Below are 15,872 nucleotides of genomic sequence, written 5' to 3'. Positions count from 1 at the left end.
CCGGAGCGCGGAGGATCAGGCGGAGGTGCGGCGGCGCAGGCCCAGGAAGCCGACCACCACGCCGATGACGCCGACCACCAGCCCGGCCCCGCCGAGCAGCCGGGCCGTGCCGTCGGACGAGGAGGACGCGGCGGCCACCGGCGTCACCGACGGGACGGCGGCGGCGGCGGGGGCGGCGCCGGCCGAGGCAGAGGCCGTGGCGTGCGCGTCGCCGTCATCGGTGGCGGGCGTCAGCTTGAGCACCGGCACCGGGTGCTCGGCCTCGGTGCCGTCGGTCTTCGGGGCGTCCGCCCAGTTCACGACCTCGCCGCCCGAGTAGGTCTGCTTCGTCGGGAACGTCAGCGAGTCCACGTCCTTGGGCAACTGCCCCATGGACACCTCGAACTCCTGGAACTCCCCGGGATTGACCTTGCCGCCCTCCCAGACGACCTTGGTGACGGCCTCTTCCAGGTCGCCGTACTCGGTCTTGACGGGCGCGGGCAGTTTGCCCTCGGTGACCTTGACCTTCCACCCGGGCACGGGCTTGACGGAGACGAAGGCCAGCGGGTGGTCGGTGGGGAAGGAGACCTCGATCTTGGTGGTCGAGGCGTCGTCGCGCTCGTTGGGCACCCGGAAGGCGATCTTGGTGAATCCGCCCTGCTCGGCGGTGCCCGGCTGGATGGAGACGTGGGCCAGCGCGGGCAGGGCCAGGCCGGCGGTCAGGGCGGTGGTGGCGGCGAGTACGGTCGCCGCGCGGCGTACGAAGGACATGCGAGAGCTCCACTTGGTGATCGGGGGGATGAAACGGGGTGTCAGACGGTCAGGCGGGAAGTGGAGGACCACGCCTGGCCACGCTGTGCCGGAAGTCCGGCCCCAGCGGGACCACCCTGGTGTAGACGATCGGCGCGTCAGCCGGCGGCACGGGCACGGGCACGGCGACCGGCGCGAGCAGGAGGAGCCGGCGGCCGAGGCGGCGCAGCAGCGACCAGATCGCGGCCTCGCCGCGCGACAACCACAGGCCCGTGATGACCGTGGCGGTCAGGTGGGTGAGCAACATGCCGGCGTTGACGGCCAGGCCGCCCTGGGTGTGCCCGTGCACCAGGACATAGGAGGCGCCCTCGCCCGCGAACAGCTCGTGCAGCCCGAGTTGCGCCCCGACCAGCACCATGTTGATCGTGCCCGCCGAACGTTCCCTGCCGCACAACGCCAGCCCCAGCCCGGACACGCCCGCGAGCCCGAGAGCGGCGGTCCACGGCGCGGGCGCCGAGCCGCCGCCGAGAATGTGGGCGAGCCCGGCCAGAGTCACACAGACAGCCGCGAAGGCGGCCGTCCGCGCGAGCCTGAGGGGGAGATGAGCACGCATGGGTGTGCCCCATGCTCTCACGGGGCAGGGAGTCTTGAGACCCTGAGAACCCAAGCTGCGCGATCCCCGAGTCCAATACTGCGCAATGCCTGGGCCGAAAATGGCATTTGTCGCTAGGGTCGTGCCGACCGCGTTGACATAGAGGTGAGAACGTTGCGGCACTTAGGTGGTTTCCTCATCGGCCTTGTAGTGACGGCGGCACTGCTCGGCGGCGGTGGCTGGGCCGTGCAGCAGGCCGTCGGCAATGCGGCCGCGACCCCGCCGGACAGTCAGAAGATGTGGATCGCCCTGGGCGCGATGGCCGCCGTCGGACTGGTCGTCGGGCTCGTGACGGCAGGCCGGATCTCGCCGCTGGCGACGTTCGTGCCGTCCATGGTGCTGCTGGCCTGGACGGTCGTGTACGCGCTCGACGTGAACCGGGCGCTCTCCCTCATCCCGGCCGAGCAGTCGGTCAACCAGATCGTCAGGGACATCGGATTCGGCGACAAGACCCTGCTCACCACGGGCGTGTTCGCCCTGCTCGGCGTGGTCCTGTTCATCCCCGTGCTGATGCCGTCGCGGTGGTCCCGCCAGCGCGACGACCTCGACGAGGACTACGAGGCCACGCCCGAGGGCAGTTACTACTGACCGCCCCTCCGCCGGAGAATCAGGAGAAGAGGGGCGGTCGGCTCACGCGAGGGTCAGGTGGCGGTGCCGGTGTAGAGGCGGGTGACGACGTCCTCGATGGAGGACTGGTCGGGGGCCGTGGCCATCAGGTCGTCGAGGGTGCCGTCGAACTGCAGCCGCCCATGGTCGATCAGCATGACCCGGCGGCACAGGCGCTCGATGTCCCCCAGGTCGTGCGTGGTCAGCAACACGGTCGTGCCCCGCTCGGCGTTCAGCCGCTGCAGGAAGTCCCGGATGCTGGCCTTGCTGACCACGTCGAGCCCGATCGTCGGCTCGTCGAGCACCAGCACGTCGGGCGCGTGCAGCAGGGCCGCCGCCAGGTCGCCCCGCATCCGCTGCCCCAGGCTGAGCTGCCGCACCGGCGTGCGCAGGAACTCACTCAGGTCGAGCGTCTCGGTCAGCTCGGCGAGCCGGGAGGTGAAGGCGGCCCGCTCCACCCTGTACAGGTGCCGGATCAGCTCGAAGCTGTCGCGCAGCGGCAGGTCCCACCACAGGGTCGTGCGCTGCCCGAACACCACCCCGATCCGCCGCGCCAGCGTGGTGCGCCGCCGCGACGGATCCAGCCCGGCCACCCGGACCTTCCCCGAGGTGGGCGTCAGGATGCCGCACAACATCTTGATCGTGGTGGACTTGCCCGCGCCGTTCGGGCCGAGGTAACCGACGAACTCGCCCTCCGACACGGTGAACGACAGGTCGTGTACGGCGTGGACGACGTTGCGCCGCACCTTGAACGAGCGTCCAGCCCGGTCAAGCTCGATCAATGTGCTCAACTCCCCGTGGATCTGTAGTGCCGGACTCCCTGCCGCCAGGCCAGCGCGGCCAGCAGGGCGAGGACCAGCGCGGCGGCCGGTCCGACGAACCGCATGAACTCGGGCGTGCCGAAGGGGTCGTCCCGGCCCAGGACGTACAGGCCGGGCTGCCAGTTGACGAAGGCCAGCGGCAGCACGTAGGTCACGCCCTTGACCAGGTCGCGGGCGTAGATGCTGAGTGGATACTGGGTGAGCTGCGCGGTGCCGTAGGTGAAGGAGCTGGTCACCTCGGGCGCGTCGGTCAGCAGGAACTGTAGCGCGCCCGCCATCGTCCACAACGAGGCGAAGATGACGATCCCGGTGACCACCATGACGGGGATCATCCAGGCGTGCCGCCAGTCGATGCCCAGCGAGCTGATGGCGTACCCGAGCACGAGCCCGGCCTGCAGGATGCGGCCGACGCGGGTGGGGTTGAAGCGGTCGGCGGTGAGCTGGATCCACGCGCTGACCGGCCTGATCAGCACCGTGTCGAGGGTGCCGGCCTTGATGTGCTGGCTGACCCGGTCGAGGTTGCTGACGAAGGTGTCGCAGAAGGTGAACGACAGGTTCGCGGCGCCGTACAGCAGCAGGACCTCCTCGCGGGTGAACCCGGCGAGGGTGGTGGTGTTGGCGAAGATGATCAGGATCACGGCCACGTCCATCGAGGCGATGGCGAAGCCGAGCACGATCATCAGCACGAACGAGGCGGGGTACGCGGCGGCGGCGCGCGTCCAGGTCCACAGCAGCAGGAAGTAGGTCCTAACCACCCTGGATCACCACTTTGTGGCGGATCGCCCTGGTGCCGAGGGCGCCCAGCCCGATCAGGACCGCGGCCCAGAACGCCTGGAGGCCCAGCGTCTCCAGCACAGGGGCCTTGCCGAGGTAGAGGTCGGTCGGCAGTTGCACCATGGCGGCCCAGGGCAGCGCCCTGGCCAGCTCGCCGAACCAGCCGGGGAACAGGTGCAGCGGCACCATCATGCCGCTGAAGAACGTGGTCAGGACCAGCGACAACACCGCGATGCCGCGGTCGTCGAGCAGCCAGCAGACCGACAGCGCCACCAGGTAGCGCCAGCCGAAGCTGATCACCACGGCGATCGCGAAGCCGATCACGAACGCCAGCCACTGGCCGGGGTCGGTGGGGAGGTAGATGCCGAACACGGCGGCGCCGAGCAGCATGGGCGGGATGCCGCGGACGAGGAACAGGTAGGAGGCCCTGCCCACGTCCTCGGCGAGTGTCCACAGTTGCAGCGAGGCGGGGCGGACCAGGTCGAGCGCGATGTCACCGGTGCGGATGCGCTCGGGGATGCTCAGCCCGCCGCCGAAGAGCTGCATCGGGCCGATGAACGCCTGGGTGACGAAGCAGAAGGTGATGGCGTCGGTCACGTCGTAGCCGGCCAGCCCGGGGCGGGCCTGCCACAGCGCGATGAGGATGTAGGCGCGCAGGATGCCGAACACGCTGTTGGTGAACGCGCCGGCGAGCGCCGCCCAGACGTAGGTGGCGTGCTTGCGGAAGCCGTACCGGACGAGCCGGCCATAGAGCGGTATGGTTTTGCACCTCCGGGGTGTGAGAGCACGGTGACGGACCGTGCACGGACCCGCGCAGGGGTCGGCCGTTGGGAAGCAGAAAATTATCCGTTACGGGGTCGGCGATCCGCAACGAGTTAAACGAGGCGCGGCTCGGCCGGATCGCGTCGATGTCATGGGGCCGAAATATCCGCGTAAGAGATGAGTTACTTACTGGCCGGTAGGGTCGGCCTGGAAAGGGAATAACGGTACTCGGAGGGTCGATATGAGGATCGACAGGGACGTTAAACCCGAGTACCCCTTGAGCTGGCAGGCTCGCGCGCTCACCGGGCTCATGCGCGGGACCGTGAAGCCCGCTTCGACCTTGCTGATGCGTCATCCGCTCGCCCTGTCCGGAGCAGCCCGTCTCGGCGAACTCTCGCGGCTGGTCCCGGTGCGCGACCCCGAACACGTCGCGATCGTGCCCGCGGCCTTCTCCTCGTGCGGCGGCGAGTGGGTGCGCGGCGGTCAGGGGCTCGACGAGCGCAAGGTCGTGCTCTACTTCCACGGTGGCGGCTACTTCTCGTGCTCGCCGCGTACGCACCGGTCCATCACGTGGCGGTTGTCATTGGTGGCCAGACGGCCGGTGCTGGCGCTCGACTACCGGCAGGGGCCGGTGCACAAACTGGCGGACTCGCTGGCCGACGCGCTGGAGGCCTACGACTGCCTGCTGCGGCGCGGGTACGCGCCCGAGGACGTCATCCTGGCGGGAGACTCCGCCGGCGGCCATCTGACGCTCGCGGCCCTGCTGGCGCTGCGCGACCGGGGGCTGCCGCTGCCCGCGGCGGCGATCTGCCTGTCGCCGTGGGCCGACCTGACCGATGTGCCGCGCCGGGCGAACCGCTGGCAGGACCCCATGTTGCCGGCCAGCCGGGTGCGCTGGCTGGCGCGCCGGTGGACCTCCGGGCTGGACCCGTCGGATCCGCTCGTGTCGCCGGTGTACGGGGACTTCACGGGGCTGCCGCCGCTCATGATCGTGACGGGGTCGACGGAGGTGCTGCGGGACGAGGCCAGGCGGGTGGCCCAGCGGGCGCGGCTGGCGGGGGTGCCGGTCCGTTATGAGGAATGGCCGAGGATGCCGCACGTCTTCCCGATCCTGGCGGACGTATTGCCCGAGGCGCGCCTGGCGTTTCGGCATATGTCGCAATTCCTGAGTGCGGTGGCCGAACGACCGGCGGCGATGGGAGATTCAGTGGCTGCGTAACTTCTGGGGTGCTTGATTTACGCGCGGCGGCGGGGAACCGTGTAAGGTTAGGTATACCTAACCTTCATGATCAGGGGGGCTGTTCGATGGCGAACACGCGCACAGATCATCACCGGGGTGTCGTCCAGCGGACCGAACGCATCTCACGCCACATGGTACGCGTGGTGCTCGGCGGCGACGGGCTGGCCGACTTCGCCACCACAGGATGCGCCGACCATTATGTGAAACTTGTCTTTCCGTATGAGGGCGTCGAGTACCCCGAGCCGTTCAGTGTGAAGACCTGCCGCGAGACCATGCCGCGCGAGGTGTGGCCCCGGCTGCGGACCTACACCGTACGCGCCTGGGATCCCGACGCCAGGGAGTTGACCCTCGACTTCGTGGTCCACGGCGACGAGGGCCTGGCCGGGCCTTGGGCCGAGCACGCCGTGCCCGGTGACGAGCTGCTCATGCTGGGCCCCGGCGGCGGCTACGCGCCCGACCCCGAGGCCGCCTGGCATCTCCTGGTGGGCGACGAGAGCGTGTTGCCGGCCATCGCGGCCTCGCTGGAGGCGCTCCCCGTCAGCGCGCGGGCCCACGTGCTGGTGGAGGTGGAAGCACCCGAGGACGAGCAGAAGCTCAGCACGGTCGCCGACGTCCGGATCTCCTGGATCTACCGGGGCGATCGGCCCGTGGGCGAGGGACTCGTGGAGGCGGTGCGGGCGCTGGAGTTCCCCGAGGGTGACGTGCACGCGTTCGTGCACGGAGAGGCGGGGTTCGTGAAGGAGCTTCGCCGTCACCTGCGCCTGGAGCGGGGGATCGCCATGGACCGGCTGTCCATTTCCGGATATTGGCGCGTCGGTGTGGACGATGAGTCGTGGCGGGCGGTCAAGGGTGACTGGAACCGCCGGGTCGAGGCCGAGGAGGCCGCCGCGATCGCGTCCTGAGCGTACGTATCCCGCCGGGCTTACCCGGGGGAGTGATCGCCTTACTTGCTATACCCCTTATGTAAGACATGCGGAATGCCTCCGCCGTCGGGCTCGATCACCACGATCCCGCAGGACGGCCCGGCCGAGTCCCCAGGCCCGTCGGCCTCCGATACCCCGATGGGCACCCCGACGCCGTGATCACGACGTGCGGATGATGCCGGGCCGCGCCGGCCGCTGGGGGGAGAGCCGACGCGGCCCGTTCGCCGGGGGAACCATCCCATGCCCTGGAGGTGGCCGGCGAGCCTGGGTGATCAGTGGGCGAACTGCTCCTCTTCCGTGGAGCCCTTGAGCGCGGTCGTCGAGGAGTCGGGCGCGACGGCCGTGCTGACCAGGTCGAAGTAGCCGGTGCCGACCTCGCGCTGGTGCCTGGTCGCGGTGTAGCCGCGCGCCTCGGCCGCGAACTCGGCCTCCTGCAGCTCCACGTACGCGCTCATCCCGTCCGCCGCGTACCCCTGCGCCAGGTCGAACATGCCGTAGTTCAGCGAGTGGAACCCGGCCAGGGTGATGAACTGGAACTTGTACCCCATGTGCCCGAGCTCCCGCTGGAACTTGGCGATCGTCGAGTCGTCCAGGTGCTTCTTCCAGTTGAACGACGGTGAGCAGTTGTAGGCGAGCATCTGGTCCGGGTACTCGGCCTTGATCGCCTCGGCGAACGTGCGGGCGACGTCCAGGTCGGGCGTGCCGGTCTCCATCCAGAGCAGGTCGGAGTACGGCGCGTACGCCAGCCCGCGCGCCACGCACGCCTCCAGCCCGTTCCTGACCCGGTAGAAGCCTTCGCCGGTGCGCTCGCCGGTGGTGAACGCCTGGTCGCGCGGGTCCACGTCGCTGGTCAGGAGCGTCGCGGCCTGTGCGTCGGTCCGCGCGACGATCAGCGAGGGTACTCCGGCGACGTCCGCGGCGAGGCGGGCGGCGTTCAGGGTCTTGATGTGCTGGCCGGTCGGGATCAGCACCTTGCCGCCCAGATGACCGCACTTCTTCTCGGAGGCGAGCTGGTCCTCCCAGTGCACACCCGCGGCGCCCGCCGCGATCATGCCCTTCATCAGCTCGAACGCGTTGAGCACGCCGCCGAAGCCGGCCTCCGCGTCCGCCACGATCGGCGCCAGCCAGTACGGAGCGTCACCGTCACCCTCCGACCAGGTGATCTGGTCGGCGCGCAGCAGCGCGTTGTTGATGCGGCGCACGACGGCGGGCACGGAGTTGGCCGGGTAAAGGCTCTGGTCCGGGTAGGTCTGCCCGCCCAGGTTCGCATCGGCGGCCACCTGCCAGCCGGACAGGTAGATGGCCTTCAGGCCCGCCCTCACCTGCTGCACCGCCTGGTTGCCGGTGAGCGCGCCGAGGGAGCTGACGTAGTCCTCGGTGTGCAGCAGGCTCCACAGCCGCTCGGCGCCGAGCCGGGCCAGCGTGTGCTCCTCCTGGACACTGCCGCGCAACCTGATCACGTCCTCGGGGCCGTAGGTGCGCTCGACGCCCTCCCAGCGCGGGTCGTTGTCCCACTCGTCCTGTAGCTGCTCAGCAGCTCCCTTGAGGCGATCGATCATGGCTTCACTCCTTTGTCGTCCCCTGGGTGCTCACGCCGAGTCTCTGCCCTGGGAGGGGAGGTCAAATAGTGCGGAGTGATGAGAAGAATCGCGATATTTCCGCGTCTGTGTATTGCTGGTGGGTATTCAGCGGTGAAGAAATCGCAAGTTTTACCGTTGGCCTAGACCAATCGCGCGACGGGGCGGACTCCCCGCGACAGCGAGGCCGAGGAGGCTAGAAAATGAGCTGAATTTCTGTCTAAGATTCCGACATGGCGTCCTTGCTACGCGAAGAACCGCTGTCTTTGACGCAGGAGCTCGATCTCATCGCGTTTGGCCAGCGCCTGCGCCACCTGCGCAAACAGCGCGGGCTCACGCTGTCCGACCTGGGCTCGCGCGTCAGCAGGGCGCCCAGCCAGCTGTCGCTGCTGGAGAACGGCAAGCGCGAGCCCAAGCTGTCCTTGCTCAAGTCGCTGGCGACCGCCCTGGGCGTACCGGTCGAGGAGCTGCTGCGCCGCCAGCCGCCCAACCGCCGCGCCCAGCTCGAGATCGCGCTGGAGGAGGCCCAGCGCGACCCCGTCTACGCCGGGCTCGGCCTGCCCCGGCTCAAGGTCTCCGCGCGCGTGCCCAACGACGTGCTCGAACACCTCCTCGGCCTGTACGGCGAACTACGCGCCCGCCAGGCCCGCGGCACCGCCACGCCGGAGGAGGCCAGGGTCGCCAACGCCGAGCTGCGCCGCCGCCAGCGCGAGGTGGGCAACTACTTTCCCGAGATCGAGAAGGCCGCCGCCGAGGCCCTCGAAGCGGTCGGCTACCGGGCCGGCGCCCTGTCCCAGAGCATGATCCAGAGCCTGGTCACGCACTTCGGCTACACGGTGCACACCGCCCAGGACCTCCCCCGCTCCGTGCGCTCCATCACCGACCTGCGCCACCGCCGGATCTACGTCAAGCACGAGCAGCTCGGCATGCACACCCCGCGCACGATCCTGCTCCAGACGCTCGGCCACCTCGCGCTCGGCCACGACAAACCCCGCGACTTCGCCGACTTCCTGCGCCAGCGCACCGAGGCCAACTACTTCGCCGCCGCCGTCCTCGTGCCCGAGAAGGCCGCCGCCGTCTACCTGCAGGAGGCCAAGTCCGACCGGGCGCTGTCGGTGGAGGACCTGCGGGACGTGTTCGCGGTGTCGTACGAGATGGCCGCCCACCGCTTCACCAACCTCGCCACCCACCACCTCGGCCTGGTCTGCCACTTCGTGCGCAACGACGCGGGCGGCACCATCTTCAAGGCGTACGAGAACGACGGCATCGTCTTCCCCGCCGACGAGCAGGGGGCCATCGAGGGGCAGCGGATGTGCCTGCACTGGTCGGGGCGGCAGGTGTTCGCCTCGCCCGACCGGTTCTCGGTGTTCTACCAGTACTCCGACTCGCCGACCGGGACCTACTTCTGCGTGGCGCACGTCGATCCGTCGCGCGAGCGGGACTTCGCGATCACGCTGGGAGTGCCGTACAAGGAGTCGCGCTGGTTCAGGGGCCGCGAGACCACCCACCGCACCAAGTCCAACTGCCCGACCGGCGACTGCTGCCGCCGGCCGCCCGCCGAGCTCTCCGAACGCTGGGAGGGCTACGCCTGGCCGTCGGCCCGCGCCAACTCCCACGTCCTGGCCGCGCTGCCGCCGGGATCGTTCCCGGGCGTGGACGAGGCCGACGTCTACACCTTCCTGGAACGGCACGCCACCACCTGACCTCATGCCGCGGGCCTGTCGACGCTCCGGGGCAGCAGGACCATCAGCACCGCCAGCACCACGGCGGCGGGCACACCCCAGGCGAGCACGTCCGGGATAGCGGCGGCCGTGCTCCGGCCCTGGATCTCGCGGGTGAGGAGTTTGCAGCAGATAGGGCCTGAAGCGGCCACCGGTGGCGATGCGGGCGCCGGCCAGCGAGGAGACCGCCATGAAGGTGAGGACATAGGGGTTGAGCGCCAGCAGGCCGGCGAAGGCCGCGATCAGCGTGAGGATCACGCCGGACGTCCAGGGGTAGGTGCGGCCGCCCCATTCGGCCACCAGCAGCAGGGTCACGGCCGCGCCCGCGATCAGCGCGGCCCCCGGGAGGTCGACCCTGCCGTCCCCACCGCTCCTCGGCAGCCGCAGCGCGTACGCGGTGAGCGCCATGCCGAGCAGGCCGAGAGCAGGTTGACGTAGAAGATCCAGCGCCACTCCCAGGCATCGGTGACCGCGCCGCCGGCGAGCGGGCCGCCCACGCTGGCTCAGCTCCTTGCCTTCGCGAACGGGCCGGGCAGGTCGAAGTCGTCGACCTCCACGATCACAGCGTCGAACATGTCTGCCTCCTTGAGCTTGACGTGGAGGCAAGTCTGCAAGTTAATGTCAACATGAAGTCAAGTGAGACGATGCGCATCGGGGAGCTCGCCGAGCGGTTCGATCTCGCGCCGCACGTGCTGCGCCATTGGGAGTCGATGGGGCTGCTGACGCCGGCCGCCCGGGTGAACGGCCGTCGCCGCTACACCGGCGATCACGTCGTCCGGGTCATGACGATCATCCGCGCCAAGGCCGGAGGGTTGAGCCTGGAGCAGATCCGCGAGGTGCTCGACGCCGCCGGTCAGAGCGCGCGCAGGGCGCTGCTCCAGCGGCAGCACGCTGGGCTTGAGCGGCGGCTCGAGGAGATCGCGGACTCCAAGAGGCTGATCGAGCACCTCATGGAGTGCCGCGCGGAAGACTTCTCCCAGTGTCCCGACTACCGGCGCATCATCGAAGGCGGCCTCCAGGGGCTGCACGGGGACACCTGTCTTGTGAAGCGCGATCCCGATGCTCTATAACTGGTAGTACTACGAGTTGTAGAGTCGGGGGTCGCCGGATGCGGGTGCTGGTGGTGGGAGCGGGGATCAGCGGGCTCGCGGCGGCACGGGGACTGATCGCCGCGGGGCACGAGGTCGTGGTGCTGGAGCAGGCGCGGGAGTTACGCCTCGGGGGCGGGGCCGTCACGCTGTGGTGCAACGGGACGGCGATCCTCGGCGATGTGGGCGTCGACCTGGAAGGGGCCGGGCAGCGGCTGACGACGATGTGCCTGCGGACGGCCCGCGGCCGGCGGGTGATCGAGGTCGACCTGGAGGCGCTGGCGCAGCGGTTCGGGTCGGCGGCGCGGGTGATCCCGCGCGGGTCGCTGATCACGCTGCTCGCGGGCGGGCTGCCCGGCGGCACCGTACGCTTCGGCGCGCGGGTGGCCGAACTGCACGACGGCGGTGACGGTGTACGCGTGCGGACGGAGACGGGCGAGGAGCACCACGGGGACTTCCTGGTGGGAGCCGACGGTGTGCACTCGCGGGTGCGAGCCCTCGTGCTGGGCGGCGGCAAGGCGGCCCTGACCGGGGCGGCGATCTGGCAGGGGCTGACGCCGGCCCCGTTCGACCCCGGATCCACCACGACGCTGATGCTCGGCCGGGAGGGCGACTTCGGGTACATGGGAGCCGGTGACGGCCTGATGCAGTGGTTCTTCGACGTGCCGTGGTCACCCGGCGCGCCGGCGGAGGACAAGCCGGTGGAGATGTTGCGCCGCCGGTTCGGCGGGTGGGGCCCGCAGGTCGAGCAGGTGCTGGCGTCGCTGGAGGACGGCGACGCCGAACTGTTCCCGCACACCCGGCACAAGATCCCCCGCCGGTGGGGTGACCGGCGGTGCGTGCTGCTCGGGGACGCGGCGCACGGGATGCCGCCCGTCACGGCCCAGGGGACGAACCAGGCGCTGGAGGACGTGGCGACGCTCGTGCGCTGCCTGCGGGCCGTGCCCGATCCGGCCGCGGTCGTGGACGTGTACTCGTCCAGGCGGAGACGGCGGGCGGCCATGGCCTCCACGGTCGCCACGTACAGCGTCGCGGTGTCAGGCCCGAGGACGTTGATGCAGAGCGAGTACCTCGTCCGCATGGGCGGCGCCACACCTCCACGCCTGGCCACCGGAGGGTTCGGGCGGTTGCTGAGCAGCCTCAGCGCTCGTATCTGAACAACAGGGCCACGGCGGGCGCCGCCGCGATGGCGGTCAGCGTGAGGACCGCGGGAGCGAACATGCCCGCGACGAGCAGCGGTGTGACGAGAGCGGCTCCCAGCGGGGGCGTCGCCTGCATGAGGGTTCGCAGGACGGCGAAGCCCCGGCCGCGCAGGGGAGCGGGGATGCGGGCCATGCGCAGCGACTGCGCCCAGATGGTCATCGGGGCGCTGAACAGGCCGACGACGAGGAACCCCGCGGCGACCGCGATCGTGTGCGGAGCCGCCAGGAGCGCCAGGAACCCGGTCGCGGCGATGAGCTGGACCACGGCGATGGCCCTGACCGGGCGTCGCCGTACGGCAGCGCCTCCCGCGAGCGCCGCGCCGGCGAGTTCGCCCGCGGCCAGGGCGGCGAGCAGCAGGCCCAGCGCCTGCGGGCCGCCGGGAAACTGGGTCTTGGCCAGCCAGGGACCGATGACCTGCACCATCCCCATGGCGATGTTGAAGGCCATGAACGCCAGCGTGGTCGCCACCAGCGGCCGGTCGCGCAGCACCGTCCAGCCGCTGCCGGCCGGCTCGGGGCCGGTCCATGGCCGCGGGGTCAGGGGCCGGCGGATGGCGAGGGCGGCCCCGGCGAACACCAGGTACGAGACCGCGTCGAAGGCGAGCACGGCCTCGGCGCCGAAACCTCCGATCAGCAGCCCTCCGAGCGCCGGTCCGATCATCCCGGCCAGGCCGAAACTCAGGCTCTCCAGGGCGTTGGCCGCGTCCCGCTCCTCCTCCGGGACCAGGTCCGGGATCGCCGCCGGGAATCCTGCCAGCGGCACCATCCTGAACAGCGCGTACACGGCGGCCACCACGTAAGGAAGCGCCTCGGGCACCGCTCCCACGGCCGACGTGATCGGGATCGACGCCATCGCCGCGCCGCGTACCAGGCTGTCGGCCGCGAGCACATGCCGTTTGTCGAACCGATCGAGGACGGGACCGCTCAGCAGGCCGCCTGCGAACACGGGCAGGGTGGCGCAGACGGTCAGCAGGCCGAGCCGCTGGACGCCGTCCGGCTGGGCCAGCACCAGCCACGTCAGCGCGACGAACGTCATCCCGTCGCCCACCAGCGAGATCGACGAGCCCAGCCACAACATCCGGAAGTCACGCCGTGCCAGCGCCCGCCGGTAGCGGAGAAGATCATTCAGTGTCATGGGGGTCCAGCGTGGCGTCGGCCGAGCCCGGACGCTGGCGGCCATCAGCCACCCACGTCGGCGGCTCGTGACGCACGTCAGCGGTTTCGTGACGCACGTCAGCGGTTTCGTGACGCACGTCAGCGGTTCGCGACGCACGTCGGCGGTTCGCGGCCCCGTCGGTGGTTCGCGACGCACGTCGGTGGTTCGTCACCCCGTCAGCGGTTCACGACCCACATCGGCGGCTCGCTTCCAGGTCGGTGGTTCGCCTTCGCGTCGGCGGCTCGCCTCCAGGTCGGCGGCTCGCCACCCCCGTCGGCGGTTCGCAATCCCCGTCGGCGGCTCGCCCTCGTGTCGGCGTCCGATGCCCGCCAGTTCGCCTCCCTGAGGAGGTGGCACGATAGAGCGGGTGATTGAGGACGAGGTCGCGTTCGCGGCGATGGAGAGCCGTGACCCACGCTTCGACGGCTGGTTCTACGTCGCCGTCACCACCACCGGCGTCTACTGCCGGCCGAGCTGCCCCGCCGTCATGCCCAAGCCGCAGAACGTCCGGCTGTTCCCCACGGCCGCCGCGGCGCAGGTCAACGGCTTCCGGGCGTGCAAGAGGTGCCGTCCCGACGCCGCGCCGGGATCGCCGGAGTGGAACACGCGCACCGACCTGACCGGCCGCGCCATGCGGCTGATCGCCGACGGGATCATCGACAGGGAAGGCGTGGCCGGGCTGGCCGCCCGTCTCGGCTACAGCGAGCGGCAGGTGCATCGCCAGCTCGTCGCCGAGGTGGGCGCGGGACCGCAGGCCCTGGCCAGGACGCAGCGGGCGCAGACCGCCCGGATGTTGCTGGAGGCCGGCCACCTGCCGATCAGCGACGTGGCGTTCGCGGCCGGGTTCGCCAGCATCAGGCAGTTCAACGAGACGATCAGGCAGGTGTACGCGACGACGCCGAGCCGGCTCCGCCAGGCCGGGCTCCCGCACCAGTCTCCCGCTGGGCTCCAGGGATCCGCTCCCGCCGGGCTCCCGCACCAGTCTCCCGCCGTGCTTCAGGGAGCTGCTTCCGTCGCCCTTGGCCGTCCACCCGTCCGGCACCCCGGCGCCCTCACGGTGCGGCTCGTCTACCGCGCGCCCATGGACGTCGCCGCCCTCCTGCACTACCTGGGCACGAGGGCCATACCGGGCCTCGAACACTATTCGGGCGGCGCGTACAGCAGGTCGCTGGCACTCCCGCACGGGACGGGCGTCGTCACGCTGCGGCCAGGAGCCGGGCATGTGGTCTGCGAGCTCAGGCTGGACGACCTGAGGGATCTCGCCGCCGCCGTGCGGCGCTGTCGGCGGCTCCTCGACCTCGACGCCGACCAGGAGGCCATCGACGCCTTCCTCGGCGCGGACCCGCTGCTGGGGCCGCTCGTCGCGGCCCGGCCGGGGCTGCGGGTGCCCGGCTGCGTGGACCCTGAAGAAATGGCGTTCCGGGCCGCCACCCCTCGCGGGCACCTCGCCGACCTCGTCCACCGGTACGGCGAACGGCTCGCCACCCCGGCCGGCCCCGTCACCCATCTGTTCCCGCAGGCGAGTGCCCTGGCCGGCGGTGTCACGTTCCCGCTCGCGAGCGCCCCCGCCGGGCTGTCAGACGGCACCCTGCGTCACCTGGCCCGCGCGCTCGCCGACGGCACGATCAGGCTGGACGTGGGCTGCGATCCGCACCTCGCCGGCAAGCAGTTGTCGGACCTGCCGGGCATGAGCCGGTGGGCGGTGGCGTACATCCGGATGAGGGCCCTCGGCGATCCGGACGTGCTCCTGCCCGGCCTGCCCACCGCCGGTTCTGACCGCTGGCGCCCCTGGCGCTCCTACGCCACCCGGCATCTGACCGCTTCCCGCGGCTGAGTGCCGGCACCCGCACAACACATCGGCCGGCGTCAGGAAAGGCCGGGCCGTGCGGCTCGCCCAATAAATAGGTAGTGTTGATGTTCACTATCCATGAAGGGGCAACCCAATGTCGGAGCGGACCAGCCGATTGATCGTGCCGATCGTCGTCATCACCGGGGTCGCCACGACCGCGACCGCCGCCTACCTCGCCTACCGGCCAGAACCGCCGCCCGCCTCGCCCGCCGGGCTGACCTGGTCGGCGCCCGCCGTCGCCAGCCTCGGCCTGGTGCGGATCGACTACCAGCTCAACCGGTTGCCGCGCCTGGCCAGCAACCAGCTGGCCATCTGGGTCGAGGACGCGGCGGGGCGCTACGTGCGCACGCTGTTCGCCACCAGCTTCACGGCCAACGGCGGCTTCGTGCGCAGGCCCATGTCGCTGCCCCTGTGGCGTGAGTCGTCCGGCTGGGACGCGGCGGCCGACAGCGAGGTCAAGGCGGCCAGCCGCCCCGCCCAGGACAGCGGCAGGCAGAGCGTCTACTGGGACACCACCGACCGCAGCGGCAGACCGGTTCCCGCCGGGTCCTACACCTACCGCGTGGAGGGCAACGTGTTGTGGGAGAAGCGGGTGCTGTTCACCGGCGCCATCGAGGTCGGGGAGGCGCCGCACGCCTCGCGGCCGCGAGTGGAGTTCCTCCCGGTGGCGACGGGGCAGGAGCCGGCGCTGGTCGCCGACATCAACGCGAGCTTCATCCCGGGCGAGCGGCTGCCGTCCGGCGCCGTCACGACGTTCACGAGGGGATCCTGA

The 15,872-nt window shown here is 70.6% G+C and carries 17 protein-coding genes; 8 read left to right on the top strand and 9 right to left on the bottom strand.

All coding sequences use genetic code 11. The features are described 5' to 3' along the window. Positions 1 to 15: 15 nt before the first annotated feature. A complete protein-coding gene (locus tag ACFPZ3_RS37875) occupies positions 16 to 750 on the bottom strand; it encodes a YcnI family copper-binding membrane protein (RefSeq protein ID WP_379519153.1) in 735 nt (244 codons plus the stop codon). A 49-nt stretch (positions 751 to 799) separates the two neighbouring features. Continuing rightward, entirely contained in the window at positions 800 to 1,342 is a 543-nt protein-coding gene (locus ACFPZ3_RS37870; RefSeq protein WP_379519152.1) for an MFS transporter, read from the bottom strand. A gap of 153 nt (positions 1,343 to 1,495) precedes the next feature. On the opposite strand from ACFPZ3_RS37870, the gene ACFPZ3_RS37865 reads away from it, so the two are divergent. Continuing rightward, positions 1,496 to 1,969, top strand: coding sequence for a hypothetical protein (locus ACFPZ3_RS37865; protein ID WP_379519151.1), 474 nt, complete (start codon positions 1,496 to 1,498; stop codon positions 1,967 to 1,969). Positions 1,970 to 2,022: 53 nt separating this feature from the next. Here the strand turns inward: ACFPZ3_RS37865 and ACFPZ3_RS37860 are convergent, their stop codons facing one another. The 3 genes from ACFPZ3_RS37860 to ACFPZ3_RS37850 are packed head-to-tail and all read right to left on the bottom strand — an operon-like array spanning position 2,023 to position 4,251. Next, positions 2,023 to 2,769 carry an ABC transporter ATP-binding protein gene (locus tag ACFPZ3_RS37860; protein WP_379519230.1) on the bottom strand — a complete coding sequence of 249 codons (747 nt, stop codon included), beginning with the start codon at positions 2,767 to 2,769 and terminating at the stop codon, positions 2,023 to 2,025. 5 nt (positions 2,770 to 2,774) lie between these two features. Further along, positions 2,775 to 3,563: an ABC transporter permease gene (locus ACFPZ3_RS37855; protein WP_379519150.1), complete on the bottom strand. Its 789-nt coding sequence runs from the start codon at positions 3,561 to 3,563 to the stop codon at positions 2,775 to 2,777. After that, on the bottom strand, positions 3,556 to 4,251 hold the full coding sequence (locus tag ACFPZ3_RS37850) for an ABC transporter permease (protein WP_379519149.1): 696 nt from the start codon (positions 4,249 to 4,251) through the stop codon (positions 3,556 to 3,558). The genes ACFPZ3_RS37855 and ACFPZ3_RS37850 overlap by 8 nt, the downstream gene beginning before the upstream one ends. 334 nt (positions 4,252 to 4,585) lie before the next feature. On the opposite strand from ACFPZ3_RS37850, the gene ACFPZ3_RS37845 reads away from it, so the two are divergent. Then, positions 4,586 to 5,563 carry an alpha/beta hydrolase gene (locus tag ACFPZ3_RS37845; protein ID WP_379519148.1) on the top strand — a complete coding sequence of 326 codons (978 nt, stop codon included), beginning with the start codon at positions 4,586 to 4,588 and terminating at the stop codon, positions 5,561 to 5,563. An 86-nt stretch (positions 5,564 to 5,649) separates the two neighbouring features. Further along, positions 5,650 to 6,486: a siderophore-interacting protein gene (locus ACFPZ3_RS37840; protein ID WP_379519147.1), complete on the top strand. Its 837-nt coding sequence runs from the start codon at positions 5,650 to 5,652 to the stop codon at positions 6,484 to 6,486. Between the two features lie 293 nt (positions 6,487 to 6,779). Here ACFPZ3_RS37840 and aceA read toward each other — a convergent pair whose 3' ends face one another. After that, positions 6,780 to 8,066 (bottom strand): isocitrate lyase, encoded by a 1,287-nt coding sequence (aceA, locus tag ACFPZ3_RS37835; protein ID WP_379519146.1) that lies wholly within the window; start codon positions 8,064 to 8,066, stop codon positions 6,780 to 6,782. 251 nt (positions 8,067 to 8,317) lie between these two features. On the opposite strand from aceA, the gene ACFPZ3_RS37830 reads away from it, so the two are divergent. Then, positions 8,318 to 9,787 (top strand): helix-turn-helix domain-containing protein, encoded by a 1,470-nt coding sequence (locus tag ACFPZ3_RS37830; RefSeq protein ID WP_379519145.1) that lies wholly within the window; start codon positions 8,318 to 8,320, stop codon positions 9,785 to 9,787. Between the two features lie 2 nt (positions 9,788 to 9,789). Here ACFPZ3_RS37830 and ACFPZ3_RS37825 read toward each other — a convergent pair whose 3' ends face one another. Together ACFPZ3_RS37825 and ACFPZ3_RS37820 are read right to left on the bottom strand one after the other, a co-directional pair. Then, positions 9,790 to 9,957, bottom strand: a complete 168-nt coding sequence (locus ACFPZ3_RS37825; RefSeq protein ID WP_379519144.1) for a hypothetical protein — start codon at positions 9,955 to 9,957, stop codon at positions 9,790 to 9,792. Positions 9,958 to 10,134: 177 nt separating this feature from the next. Then, on the bottom strand, positions 10,135 to 10,302 hold the full coding sequence (locus ACFPZ3_RS37820; RefSeq protein ID WP_379519143.1) for a hypothetical protein: 168 nt from the start codon (positions 10,300 to 10,302) through the stop codon (positions 10,135 to 10,137). 129 nt (positions 10,303 to 10,431) lie between these two features. Here ACFPZ3_RS37820 and ACFPZ3_RS37815 point away from each other — a divergent pair, with 129 nt between their 5' ends. Then, positions 10,432 to 10,875 carry a helix-turn-helix domain-containing protein gene (locus ACFPZ3_RS37815; protein WP_379519142.1) on the top strand — a complete coding sequence of 148 codons (444 nt, stop codon included), beginning with the start codon at positions 10,432 to 10,434 and terminating at the stop codon, positions 10,873 to 10,875. Between the two features lie 38 nt (positions 10,876 to 10,913). Next, a complete protein-coding gene (locus ACFPZ3_RS37810; RefSeq protein WP_379519141.1) occupies positions 10,914 to 12,050 on the top strand; it encodes an FAD-dependent oxidoreductase in 1,137 nt (378 codons plus the stop codon). Here ACFPZ3_RS37810 and ACFPZ3_RS37805 read toward each other — a convergent pair. Then, complete coding sequence (locus tag ACFPZ3_RS37805; RefSeq protein ID WP_379519140.1) at positions 12,034 to 13,230, bottom strand: MFS transporter; 1,197 nt, start codon at positions 13,228 to 13,230, stop codon at positions 12,034 to 12,036. The two genes, ACFPZ3_RS37810 and ACFPZ3_RS37805, sit on opposite strands and share 17 nt — an antisense overlap. A gap of 388 nt (positions 13,231 to 13,618) precedes the next feature. On the opposite strand from ACFPZ3_RS37805, the gene ACFPZ3_RS37800 reads away from it, so the two are divergent. Together ACFPZ3_RS37800 and ACFPZ3_RS37795 are read left to right on the top strand one after the other, a co-directional pair. Next, positions 13,619 to 15,085, top strand: coding sequence for a bifunctional transcriptional activator/DNA repair enzyme AdaA (locus ACFPZ3_RS37800; protein ID WP_379519139.1), 1,467 nt, complete (start codon positions 13,619 to 13,621; stop codon positions 15,083 to 15,085). Between the two features lie 109 nt (positions 15,086 to 15,194). Beyond that, positions 15,195 to 15,872, top strand: coding sequence for a DUF2271 domain-containing protein (locus ACFPZ3_RS37795; protein WP_379519138.1), 678 nt, complete (start codon positions 15,195 to 15,197; stop codon positions 15,870 to 15,872).

Source organism: Nonomuraea insulae (genome assembly GCF_042656245.1).
The sequence above is the reverse complement of the archived record's forward strand: the minus strand, read 5'-3'. Positions and strand labels throughout refer to the sequence as shown.